The following is a 12,041-nucleotide window of genomic DNA, read 5'->3' as shown; positions in this document are numbered from 1 at the left end:
TCAGGCGTCCTTCCAGAAATCGATCATGCGCGCGAAGACCCGGTCGGCCCCCGCACCGGACAATATAGCCTGCCCGTCGCGTCCGCGATAATGGCTGCCGCCGACAAATCCCCAGACGGTCATGCCGGCCGCCTTGCCCGCCTGCACGCCGCTCGCACTGTCCTCGATCACGAGGATGCGCGAAGGATCGGTTCGCATCTTCTCGGCGGCGTAAAGAAAAAGGTCTGGCGCCGGCTTGCCGCGCTCGACCATTTGCGCGGTATAGAGCCGGTCGCCGAAAAGCGGCGCGAGACCGGTGACATTCAGAGACAGTGCGACCCTGTCGAGATCGCTCGACGAGGCCACGCAATACGGCATCTTCAATCCGGACACCACGGCGTCTATACCGGGGATCGGCTGAAGCACCTCCCCAAACGTCGTCAGCACGTGCGACTTCAAGCGTGGCAGAAAGCCGTCCGGCACGACCTGCCCGAGATCCCGATAATGCTGCTCGACCGCCTTGGTGCTGCGTCCGAGAAAGAGCTCGAGCGCCTGCTCCAAGCTCAGCGCGATGCCGCATTCGGCCAGCACGTCGGACAGGCAGCGGCAGCTCAACAGCTCACTGTCGACCAGCACGCCGTCGCAGTCGAAGATGATCAGATCGGGTTTTGGCCGGCCCTGGTCCATCCAGCCATTCGATCATATACCCAACGCATGGGCAATAGCTCAGCATGCGGCACCCTCCGCAGGCATACCGCGGCGGCAAACCGTAGCCGGCTCCATGCCGGCTGCGCAGCGTCATCGCCGCTGATTATAAACGTCGATGCACACCGCCCCGAGCAGCACCAGCCCCTTGATGACCTGCTGATAGTCGATACCGATGCCGAGGATGGACATGCCGTTGTTCATCACACCCATGATCATGGCGCCGACCACGGCGCCGCCGACGCGGCCGACACCGCCATAGGCCGAGGCGCCGCCGATGAAGCAGGCGGCGATGACGTCGAGCTCGAAGCCGAGACCGGCCTTGGGCGTTGCGGTGTTGAGGCGCGCGGCGAAGACGAGGCCGGCGAGCGCGGCGAGCACGCCCATGTTGACGAAGGTGAGGAAGGTCAACTGTTCCGTCTTGATGCCCGACAGTTTTGCCGCTTTCGCGTTGCCGCCGACCGCGTAGACCTGCCGGCCAATGACGGTGCGGCGGGTGACGAAGCCGTAGAGCGCGATCAGCGCGGTCATGATCACCAGCACGTTCGGCAGACCGCGATGCGAGGCGATCAGATAGGTGAAATAGAGCACGGCGCAGGCCAGGAGAATGCTCTTGCCGAGGAAGAACGCGTAAGGCTCGACTTCGATGCCGTGCGACTGCTCGCGCGACCGGCCCTTGGCGCTGGCATAGACGAGGCCGAGCGCGAGCACGGCACCGATCAGCATGGACGTCGGATGCAGCGTGCCGGCCTCGGGCAGCATCTCCGGAATGAAGCCCGACGACAATTTCTGGAAGGTCAACGGGAACGGCCCGAGCGACTGGCCCTGCAACACCGCAAGCGCGAGTCCCTTGAACACCAGCATGCCGGCCAGCGTCACGATGAAGGACGGGATCTTGAAATAGGCCACCCAATAGCCCTGCGCCGCGCCGATCGCCGCGCCCAACAGCAGGCAGGCGATGAAGGCGAGCGTGTAGTCGATCTTGTAGGTCACCATCAGCACGGCGGCTACCGCGCCGACGAAGCCCGCGACCGAGCCGACCGAGAGGTCGATATGGCCGGTGACGATCACCAGCAGCATGCCGAGCGCCATGATGACGATGTAGCTGTTCTGGAGCACCAGATTGGTCAGGTTGAGCGGCTGCAGCAGCGTGCCGCCGGTCATGACCTGGAAGAACAGCATGATCGCGATCAGCGACATCAGCATGCCGTAGGTGCGCAAATTGTTCTTGATGAAGCTGCCGTGCCGAGCCTCCTCGGGCAGCGAAACCGTCTTGTCGGTCATGGCTGCGATCCTCCCATCTCCGCACCCGCAAGGGCGCTGCTTCCATAATTTCTGTCGTTGCGCATGATGGCGCGCATGATCTTTTCCTGCGTCGCATCAAGGCCCATGAACTCGCCGACGAAGGCGCCGTCGTTCATGACACAGATGCGGTCGCAGATGCCGAGTAGCTCGGGCATCTCCGAGGAGATCACCACCACGCCGCGACCGGCTTCCGCAAGCTCGTTGATGATACAGTAGATCTCGTATTTGGCACCGACGTCGATGCCCCGTGTCGGCTCGTCCAGGATCAGCACCTTGGGGTCGGTCATCAGCCATTTCGACAGCACGACCTTCTGCTGGTTGCCGCCGGAGAGCTGGCCGGTCTCCTGATAGACGTCGGAGCAGCGGATGCGCATCCGGTTGCGGTAGTCGCTGGCGACCTTCAGCTCGGCGATGTCGTCGATGACGCGACCCGGTGCGACCTGATCGAGGCTTGCGAGCGTGATGTTCTTGCGGACGTCGTCGGCGAGGATCAGCCCGAGCTGTTTGCGGTCTTCAGTGACATAGGCAAGGCCCGCGTCGATCGCGGCCGCGACGTTCGGCAGCGCGATCTCACTGCCCTCGAGGGCGATGCGGCCGCTGATGGTGGTGCCCCAGGACCGACCGAACAGGCTCATGGCGAATTCGGTGCGGCCGGCGCCCATCAATCCGGCAATGCCGACGACCTCGCCGCGTTTCACGCTGAAATCGACGTTCTTGATCACCTGCCGCTCGGGATGGATGGGGTGATAGACCGACCAGTTTTCGACGGTGAGGACGGGCTCGCCGATCTTTGCACTGCGCTCCGGAAAGCGGTGGGCGAGATCGCGGTTGACCATGCTGCGGATGATGCGGTCTTCCTGGATCGGCTCGGCGCGGCAATCGATGCCGTCGACGGTGCGGCCGTCGCGCAGCACAGTGATGTGGTCGGCGACGCGGGCGACCTCGTTCAGCTTGTGCGAGATCAGGATCGAGCCGATGCCCTGCTCGCGGAAGGCCATGAGACGTTCGAGCAGCGCCGCGCTGTCGGCCTCGTTGAGGCTGGCGGTCGGCTCGTCCAGGATCAGCATCCGCACCCGCTTTGAGAGCGCCTTCGCAATCTCGACGAGCTGTTGCTTGCCGACGCCGAGATCGGTGATCAGCGTGTCCGGCGATTCCTTGAGGCCGACCTGCGCGAGGAGGTCCCGCGTGCGCCGATACACCTCGTCGCGGTCGATCACCCCGAGCTTGGACGGCGGATGCGACAGAAAAATGTTCTCCGCGATCGACATCAGCGGGATCAGCGCCAGCTCCTGGTGAATGATGATGATGCCGAGCGCCTCGGAATCGTTGATGTCGCGGAAGCGGCGCTCCTCGCCATCAAAGATAATGGTGCCCTCGTAGCTGCCGGCCGGGTAGACGCCGCTGAGCACCTTCATCAGTGTGGACTTGCCGGCACCGTTCTCGCCGACGAGGGCGTGGATCTGCCCGGCGTCAACCGAGAAGTTGACGTCGCGCAGCGCCTGCACACCGGAAAAGCTCTTGCTGACGTTGCGCATCTCCAGCATTGCGGTCATCGTCGTTGTCCCTTGTTTAACCTCTCCCCGTCTTGCGGGGAGAGGTCGATCAGCGATCGGGTGAGGGTGTTTCCGTAACAACAGCTCTCACCACCTTTGTGGAGACCCCCCTCACCCCGCCCTCTCCCCGCAAGAGCGGGGCGAGGGAGAAGGAGAAGAAAAAAAGTCTTACTGGAACTGCGACTTCTTGTAGTAGCCGCTGTCGACCAGCAGCTTCTCCCAATTGTCCTTGTAGACCACGACCGGCTTGAGCAGATAGGACGGCACGGTCTTGGCGCCGTTTTCGTAGGTCTTGGTGTCGTTGACGGTGACCTGCTTGCCGGCAAGCGCAGCGTCGACCATGTCGGCGGTCACCTTGGCGAGATCGCGGGTGTCCTTGAAGATGGTCGAATACTGGTCGCCGCGCAGCATCGCCTTGATCGATGGCACCTCGGCATCCTGGCCCGAGATGACAGGCATCGGCTGGCCGGCGCTGCCATAACCGACGCCCTTGAGCGAGGAGATGATGCCGATCGACAGGCCGTCATACGGCGACAACACTGCGTTGACCTTCTTGTTGCCGTAGTAGGCGCTGAGCAGATTGTCCATGCGGGCCTGCGCGGTGGCGCCGTCCCAGCGCAAGGTCGCGACCTTGTCCATGCCCATCTGGCCGGAGGCGACCACGAGCTTGCCGCTGTCGATGTACGGCTTCAGCACGCTCATCGCGCCGTTGTAGAAGAAGTACGCGTTGTTGTCGTCGGGCGAGCCGCCGAACAGCTCGATGTTGAACGGACCCTTGCCATCCTTGAGGCCGAGGCCCTGCACGATCGACTCGGCCTGGAGCACGCCGACCTGGAAATTGTCGAAGGTCGCGTAATAGTCGACGTTCGGCGTGCCGCGGATCAGGCGGTCGTACGCGATGATGGTGATGCCCTTGGCCTTGGCCTGCTTGAGCACGTCGGAGAGCGTGGTGCCGTCGATCGCGGCGATCACCAGCGCCTTGGCGCCCTTGGTCACCATGTTCTCGACCTGCGAGAGCTGGTTCGGGATGTCGTCCTCGGCATATTGCAGGTCGGTGTTGTAGCCGCGATCCTTCAGCACCTTGACCATGTTGTTGCCGTCGTCGATCCAGCGCGCCGACGATTTGGTCGGCATCGCGATGCCGACTGTCGCTTTATCCTGCGCTGAGGCGGTGACGCCTGCGGCCATCGTCGCAGCGCCGGCCAGCGCCAGCGCGAGGAAGGTCGTCTTCAGTTTCAGCATGTTTCACTCCCTTGGGTGTCAGATTGTTGGTTCGTGTCGTCGAGAAATTTGGTCGTGTGTGGCTTCGAGCCTCCTATGCGAGCTTGACGTCGGGCTCCGCGCGACCGCGCGCGGATGCCTCCAACAGAAAGGTGCAGCCGGCTTGCGGATCGGCGGCGCGCGCCGCCGCGTCCATGTCCTGCCAGGCCGAGGTGACGAGAATGCGCGATAGATCAGACCCGACGAAAGCGGGGCAGCTCGCCTGTTTTGCCGGCACGCTCAGCGAGCGCAGGCGCTCGCCCTGCGGACTATAGACATCGATGCGGCTCGCGCCCCAGCATGCGTTCCAGATTTTTCCGTCGGCGTCGCACACCGAGCCGTCGAGGCCGCCGATTCCGGTGTGGCGCAGCAGCACCTCCGGCTCGCCGCGCGGCAGGCCGGTCGCGGGATTGAGCGGCACCGCGTAGAGCACCGCGCGCGCGGTGTCGGCGAAGTAGCCGGTGGCGCCATCAGGCGAGAAGCAGATCGAGTTGGGAATGCTGATGCTGGGGAACAGCAGAGAAATCTTGCCGTGATGGAACGCGTAGATCGCGCCTGCCCCTGCTTCCGCCTTGCGGCCCATGGTGCCGATCCAGAACGTGCCGGAGGGATGCACGCGGGCATCGTTGGAGCGGGTCGCGGGATTGTCGGCTTCGAGCGGACAGAGCAGCGTCAGCACACCGTCGGCGAGCTTGCGGATATAGAGGCCGTCTTCCGCGACGATCAACTGCCGCCCGGCATCGATCCGCCCGAGTGCGCTCGCCATCCGGCCGAGCGCATGGACGCGAATGCTGCCGCTGCCGAGCTGCGCCTCGAACAGGCGCCCCTCGCGGATGTCGAACCACCAGGCCGTGTCCGTGGTCACGTCATAGGTCGGCCCCTCGCCGAGATGGCAAGGATCGTCCGAAAGAACTGAGGTCGGCACCTGTTCCATCATGGCCTCCTCACCGCAAAGCGATAGACCGTGTGATGGCGATAGACTTGGCCGGGATCGAGGCGCGGGCTCGGAAAATCCGGCCGGTTCGGTGCGTCCGGCCAGATATGCGGCTCCAGGCACATGGCGTCCGACTGCCGGTAGAGCTTGCCGCCCTTGCCCGAAATCGTGCCGTCGAGATAGTTGCCGGAATAGACCTGCAGGCCGGGCTGATCGGTGAACAGCTCCATGATGCGCCCCGAGCGCGGCGCCTCCAGCCGCGCCGCGAGCGCAAGCTTGCCGTCACGCCCGAGGCAATAGGTGTGGTCGTAGCCCTTGCCATTGCGCAATTGCTGGTCGCTCTCGCGGATGCGCTCGCCGATGGGCCGCGGCTCGCGGAAGTCGAACGGCGTGCCGGCAACGCTGCGTGGTGGCTCCGGCAATGGAATGGCGGTGGGATCGATCGCGAGGAAATGCCCGGCGGCGACCGTCAGCTTGTGATCGAGAATGGGCGTGCCTGACGTCGCGCCTTCCAGATTGAAGAAGCTGTGGTTGGTCAAATTGACGATGGTCGGCCGGTCGGTCCGCGCCTCCATATGAAGCGACAGCTCGGTCGGGCCGGTGACGCGATAAGTCAGGCGGACATCGAGCCGGCCGGGATAGTTCTCTTCGCCGTGCGGGCTGACATAGGTCAGCGTGACCGCGGGCTCGGCGCCATCGTCGATCTCCGCAATCTCCCAGAGCTTGCGGTCGAAGCCGTCGAGGCCGCCATGCAGCGCGTTCGGACCGTTGTTGACGGGAAGCTGCACCGCCTCGCCGTCCAGCGAAAATTGTCCGTTGGCGATGCGGTTGGCGTAGCGGCCGACGGTGGCACCGAAGAATTTTCGTTCAGCGAGATAGCCGGCGAACGCATCGTGGCCGAGCACGACGTCGTCATGGCCGCCCCTGGCGTCCGGCGCGATCAGGGCCTGCAAGACTGCGCCATGGGTGATGATGCGCGCTTCGAACCCGCCCTCCCCGCGCAGCACGATGCGCTCCACATTGCGGCCGTCCGGCAACGTTCCGAAGACGTCTTTTTCTATTTTCGAGTGAGCCATGATCAATCCACAAACGGTTCGACGATCGTGCGCCTGCCGAGCAGGAAGGCGTCCGCAACGAGACGAAGCGGCGCCAAATCGACGTCGCTCGCGCCTGTTACGGCGAGGGTGACGAAGCGCCGGTACAACTCCCGATATTCCTCATCGGGCGCCTCGGCAACGGTCTTGCCGTCGATCGCCATGCGCCTGCCTCCGCCGGACAGCGTCAACCGGCCCTGGTCGGTTTCGACGAGGATATCCCAGCTCTGCGGCCCCGTCTGGCGGAAGTCGAACTCGGCGGTGACAGGCAGGCCGCCAATGTCGGTCAGCGTCAGGTTCGCGGCGATCGGCGCCTGGCAATTGGCGGGGAAGGCGAGCTCGGCCGCGGTGACGAACACCGGCTTCGGCAGGATCTTGGTCAGGATCGACAGCGCATTGATGCCGGGATCGAACACCCCGAGCCCGCCCGGCTCCCAGATCCAGGCCTGCCCGGGATGCCAGACGCGGACGTCCTCCTTCCAGCTGACGTGCACGGAGGTGATCCGCCGCGCGGCGAGCCACTCGCGCGCCGGCTCGACTGCGGGCGCATGGCGCGAATGCCAGGTCGCAAACAGCGTGCGCTTTGCCTCCGCCGCCATCGCGATCAGCGGATCGAGCTCGGCAACGCCGGTGCCGGGCGGCTTCTCCAGCATGACATGCTTGCCGGCAGCGAGCGCTGCAGCGGCCTGGGCACGGCGCACTTGAGGCGGCGTGCAGAGCGACACCGCGTCAATTTGCGGCCCCTTCTCCAGCAATTCCTCGATGGTGGCGAAATGCGGCACTCCCGGCAGCGAAGCGTTGCGGCTGGCAACGGCCGCCAGCCGCGCGCCCGCTACCGCTGCGATCGCGCCGACGTGCTGGTCCCGCGCGATCTTGCCGAAGCCGACGATGGCGATACGAAGTTCAGTCACGAGCTCTCTCCAGCATCCGCGGACGGCAGCGCCTCGGCCGGTGCAGTCTCGATCACCGTACCCTCATGGCGGCGCATGCCGTTGTGAATGACATAGACCATCGCCTCCGAGGCGGTCTGGGCATCGCCGGCCGCGATGGCATCGACGATCTTCTGATGCCAGAGCAGCACGGCGTCGCGGTCCTCCGGCTCGACCGGTGCGCTGAGCAGGAACGAGGCGCGCAAGGCTGCCTCGATGACGTGCCCGATCGAGCGCATGAACAGATTGCCGGACGCCCGCGCCACGGCGACATGAAGCGCGAGGTCGGCATCGGCGAAGCCGACGGAGTCGGAAGCTTCAAGCCGCATCCGCTCCATGCAGCGACGCAGCTCGGCGACGTCCTGCTCCGACCGCTGCGCCGCCGCCAGCACGGCCGCGCGCGGCTCGACCGCGAGGCGGATCTCGGCGAGGTCGTTGAGGAAGCGCTTGTCGATCCCGGCGTCCAGGTGCCAGGCCAGCACGTCGGCGTCGAACATGTTCCAGGCCGCGGGCTCGCGCACGACGGTTCCGACCCGCGCCTTGGTGGTGAGCAGGCCCTTGGCGACCAGCGTCTTTACGCTCTCGCGCAGCACCGGCCGTGACACGCCGAACATCGCGATCATCTCGGCATCGCCCGGCAGCCGCGTCCCTTCAGCGTAACGGCCGGCGATGATGTCGACGCCGATCGAGCGGGCCACCTCCGCGTGATTGGAGTGCGCCCGACGCGTCGGGATGACGACGATGCGCGAGGTCATGAGGCGGCTCCCACGCTCTTCGTCACCGGCCGGCGCGCGAGCGCGACCAGCCCTTGCTGCAAGGCGATGAAGGCGAACAGCAGCACGCCGGTCGCGATCTTGGTCCACCAGCTCGACAGCGTTCCGTCGAAATTGATGTAGGTCTGGATCATGCCCTGGATCAACACGCCGAGGAAGGTGCCGATCACCGAGCCCTGCCCGCCTGTGAGCAGCGTGCCGCCGATCACGACGGCCGCGATGGTGTCGAGCTCGACGCCGACGGCGGAGAGCGAGTATCCGGCGCTGGTATAGAACGAGAAGACGATGCCGGCGATGCCGGCGAGCAGGCTCGACAGCATGTAGATCTTCACCGTCATCTTGCCGACGGCAACGCCCATCAGGCTCGCGGTCGCCCGGCTGCCGCCGAGCGCATAGACGTTGGCGCCGAACCGGGTGAGCTGCAGCAGCAATGCGCCGCCGATCACGATCGTAAGCATGATGATCGCGACCGCCGTCAGCCGCCCACCGCCGGGTAGTCGCAGTGCGAAGTCCGACACGGTGGAATAGACCGGCGCGGTGATCGGCACCGATTCCGTCGAAAGCAGAAAACTCGCGCCACGGGCCAGGAACATGCCGGCGAGGGTCACGATGAAAGGCGGCAGATCGAAGGCGTGGATCACCGCGCCCATCGCCGCGCCGAAAGCCGCCGACAACACCAGGATGGCGACGAAGGCGACCAGGGGCGGCACGCCCCAGCGCTCGATCGCCAGCGCGACGAACACCGTGGTGAAGCCGATCACCGAGCCGACCGAGAGATCGATGCCGCCGGAGATGATGACGAAGGTCATGCCGGTCGCGACAATGCCGAGGAAGGCGTTGTCGGTGAGGAGGTTGCCGACCACGCGGGTGGAGGCGATGTTGGGGAATTGCACAGCGCAGAGCGCGAAGCCCAGGACGAGCACGATGGCCGTGATGAAGACGGGCGGCAGGCCTTTCATGCTTTCGTCCTCCGCAGCCGCGTCACGACACCGGCAACACCGGACAGCTTCGGCGATTGCAGCAGCAGCACGGCGAGCACCACCACCGCCTTGACCAGCAAATTGAACTCCGGCGGATAGCCCGACAGCAGAATGCCGGTGTTCATGGTCTGGATGATCAGCGCGCCTAACACAGCAAGAATTAGGCTGAATCGGCCGCCGAACAGCGAGGTACCGCCGATCACGACGGCCAGGATCGCATCGAGCTCGAGCCAGAGACCGGCATTGTTGGCGTCCGCGCCCATGATGTCGGCGGCCGCGATGACGCCGGCGAGGGCGGCGCAGACGCCGCACCAGACATAGACCGCCAAAATCATCGCGCGCGTGCCGACACCGGCGAGCTCACTCGCCCGCGCATTGCCGCCGGTTGCCTCGATCAGCAGCCCGAGTGCCGAGCCGCGCACCACCGCGCCGGTGAGGATCAGCATGCCCAGCGCAATCGCGACCGGCACCGGCAGGCCGAGAATAGAGCCATTGCCGAGCCAGACCAGATCCGGCGAGGAGAAGGTCACGATGCGCCCCTCGGTAATGAGCTGGGCGATGCCGCGTCCCGCCACCATCAGGATCAGGGTCGCGACGATCGGCTGCATGCCGAGCACCGCGACGAGAAATCCGTTCCACAATCCGCAGATCAGGCCTGCGCCGAGCGCAGCCGCCAGCACCACGGCCAGACTGTAGCTGTCGGCGAGGCTCGCCGCGATCGCGCCCGAGATCGCCATCACCGCACCGACCGACAGATCGATGCCGCGTGTTGCGATCACCAGCACCATGCCGAGCGAGAGCAGCGCCACCGGCGTGCCGCGATTAAGCACGTCGATCAGGCTGCCGAACAGCCGGCCGTCCTGAAGGCGCAGATCGAAGAATTGCGGCGACACCACGCGATCGACCGCCATGATGACGATCAGCGCGAGGATCTGGGCAAGGCCGCGGCGCGGCAACAGCGCTGTCATGCCCGGCCCTCATGCGCGACACTGGCGCCGTCGGCGGCGATGGCTGCGAGAATGCTGCCGACGTCGATGGCCTCGCCCGCGAGCTCCTCGACATGGGCGCGATCGCGCAGCACCACCACACGATCGGAATAGGTCACGATCTCGTCGAGCTCGGAGGAGATCACGAGCAGCGCAAGCCCGTCGTCGCAGAGATCGCGGATCAGGCGGATGATCTCGGCGTGCGCGCCGACGTCGATGCCGCGGGTCGGCTCGTCCAGCACGAGGAGTCGCGGCGAGGTCGCCAGCCACCGTGCCAGCAGCACCTTCTGCTGATTGCCGCCGGACAACAGGCCGACGGGACGCTCCGGATCGGGCGGACGGATGTCGAGCATCTTGACGTAGCGGCTTGCGATCTCGTCCTGCTCGCGTCGCGACAGCGGCCGATGCAAACCGCGCTTGGCCTGGAGCGCAAGCACGATGTTCTCGCGCACGGTGAGCTCGGCGACGATGCCGTCCGTTTTGCGCTCCTCCGGGCAATAGCCAAAGCCGTGACGCACGCCGTCGCGCGGCGACTGGAGCCGCACGGGCGCGCCTTCCACCCTCGCTTGTCCGCGATCGGCGCGCTCGGCGCCGAACACCAGCCGCGCCGTCTCGGTCCGGCCCGAGCCGAGCAGGCCGGCGAGACCGACGACCTCGCCATGCCGCAGCTCGAGATTGAACGGCGCGACATAGCCGGCCTTGCCGTAATTCTCGAAGCTGGCACAGACCTCGCGCGTCGTGTGCTCGCCTGCCGAGGCCCGCGCGCTCGTGGTCTCCGCAAGCTCGCGGCCGAGCATCATCCGGATCAATTCGAGCCGCGGCAGCGAGGCGGTCTCGCGCTCGCCGACAAGGCGGCCGTTGCGTAACACCGTGATGCGGTCGGAAATCTCATAGACCTGGTCGAGAAAATGGCTGACGAAGACGATGCCAATGCCGCGCTTGGCGAGCTGGCGCATGATGCGAAAGAGGATCTCGACCTCATGGCGGTCGAGGCTCGCGGTCGGCTCGTCCAGGATCAGTACGCGCGCCGAGAGATCGACGGCGCGCGCGATCGCGGTAACATGCTGCACGGCAACGGAATAGTTGCCGAGCGGCGCGGCCACGTCGATGTCGAGACCGAAATCCGCGAGCAGCGTCGTCGCGCGACGTCGCATCTCGCCTTCGCGCACGACGCCGAAGCGCATTGGCTGCCGGTCAAGGAACAGGTTCTGCGCCACCGAGAGATTCGGCAGCAAATTGACTTCCTGGTAGACGGTGGCAATGCCGGCCTGAAGCGCGGCCTTGGCCGAGCGCGGCGCAACCTCTTCGCCGCTGATCCTGACGATGCCGGCATCGCGCGGGAACACGCCGGTGATCACCTTGATCAGCGTGGACTTACCGGCGCCGTTCTCGCCGAGCAGCGCATGGATCTCGCCGGCGCGAAGCGTGAAGTCGACCTCCTGCAACGCACGCACAGCACCAAAACTCTTGCTGATCCCGCGCACCTCCAGCAGGGAAGCGGCAGGATCCGGGCTGTTCTCCATGGCCAATTCACTCCCACCGG

11 protein-coding genes are annotated in these 12,041 nt (G+C 65.5%); all 11 read right to left on the bottom strand.

The genetic code is table 11. The features are described from left to right. Complete coding sequence (locus QCM77_RS38470; RefSeq protein ID WP_280096343.1) at window positions 1–666, bottom strand: HAD family hydrolase; 666 nt, start codon at window positions 664–666, stop codon at window positions 1–3. Window positions 667–777: 111 nt separating this feature from the next. Further along, complete coding sequence (mmsB, locus tag QCM77_RS38465) at window positions 778–1,968, bottom strand: multiple monosaccharide ABC transporter permease (RefSeq protein WP_279659909.1); 1,191 nt, start codon at window positions 1,966–1,968, stop codon at window positions 778–780. Next, window positions 1,965–3,542 carry a multiple monosaccharide ABC transporter ATP-binding protein gene (gene mmsA, locus QCM77_RS38460; protein WP_279659910.1) on the bottom strand — a complete coding sequence of 526 codons (1,578 nt, stop codon included), beginning with the start codon at window positions 3,540–3,542 and terminating at the stop codon, window positions 1,965–1,967. Before mmsA ends, mmsB begins: the two co-directional genes overlap by 4 nt. Window positions 3,543–3,710: 168 nt before the next feature. Next, complete coding sequence (chvE, locus tag QCM77_RS38455; protein WP_279689285.1) at window positions 3,711–4,784, bottom strand: multiple monosaccharide ABC transporter substrate-binding protein; 1,074 nt, start codon at window positions 4,782–4,784, stop codon at window positions 3,711–3,713. A gap of 73 nt (window positions 4,785–4,857) precedes the next feature. Further along, a complete protein-coding gene (locus tag QCM77_RS38450) occupies window positions 4,858–5,736 on the bottom strand; it encodes an SMP-30/gluconolactonase/LRE family protein (protein WP_279660013.1) in 879 nt (292 codons plus the stop codon). Further along, window positions 5,736–6,812 (bottom strand): aldose epimerase family protein, encoded by a 1,077-nt coding sequence (locus QCM77_RS38445; RefSeq protein WP_280096342.1) that lies wholly within the window; start codon window positions 6,810–6,812, stop codon window positions 5,736–5,738. Before QCM77_RS38445 ends, QCM77_RS38450 begins: the two co-directional genes overlap by 1 nt. A 2-nt stretch (window positions 6,813–6,814) precedes the next feature. Then, window positions 6,815–7,741, bottom strand: coding sequence for a Gfo/Idh/MocA family protein (locus tag QCM77_RS38440; RefSeq protein ID WP_279659913.1), 927 nt, complete (start codon window positions 7,739–7,741; stop codon window positions 6,815–6,817). After that, on the bottom strand, window positions 7,738–8,514 hold the full coding sequence (locus tag QCM77_RS38435) for a FadR/GntR family transcriptional regulator (RefSeq protein WP_279659914.1): 777 nt from the start codon (window positions 8,512–8,514) through the stop codon (window positions 7,738–7,740). Before QCM77_RS38435 ends, QCM77_RS38440 begins: the two co-directional genes overlap by 4 nt. Then, the gene (gene yjfF / locus QCM77_RS38430; RefSeq protein ID WP_280096341.1) at window positions 8,511–9,491 is read right to left on the bottom strand and encodes a galactofuranose ABC transporter, permease protein YjfF; all 981 of its coding nucleotides are present in this window, start codon (window positions 9,489–9,491) and stop codon (window positions 8,511–8,513) included. The genes QCM77_RS38435 and yjfF overlap by 4 nt, the downstream gene beginning before the upstream one ends. After that, the gene (locus QCM77_RS38425) at window positions 9,488–10,480 is read right to left on the bottom strand and encodes an ABC transporter permease (RefSeq protein WP_280096340.1); all 993 of its coding nucleotides are present in this window, start codon (window positions 10,478–10,480) and stop codon (window positions 9,488–9,490) included. The genes yjfF and QCM77_RS38425 overlap by 4 nt, the downstream gene beginning before the upstream one ends. Next, a complete protein-coding gene (locus tag QCM77_RS38420; RefSeq protein ID WP_280096339.1) occupies window positions 10,477–12,021 on the bottom strand; it encodes a sugar ABC transporter ATP-binding protein in 1,545 nt (514 codons plus the stop codon). The genes QCM77_RS38425 and QCM77_RS38420 overlap by 4 nt, the downstream gene beginning before the upstream one ends. Window positions 12,022–12,041 lie beyond the last annotated feature (20 nt).

It is taken from the genome of Bradyrhizobium nivariense (genome assembly GCF_029846695.2).
Lineage (GTDB): Bacteria > Pseudomonadota > Alphaproteobacteria > Rhizobiales > Xanthobacteraceae > Bradyrhizobium.
Note: the sequence above shows the minus strand (reverse complement) of the source record. Positions and strands in the feature narration are given on the sequence as shown.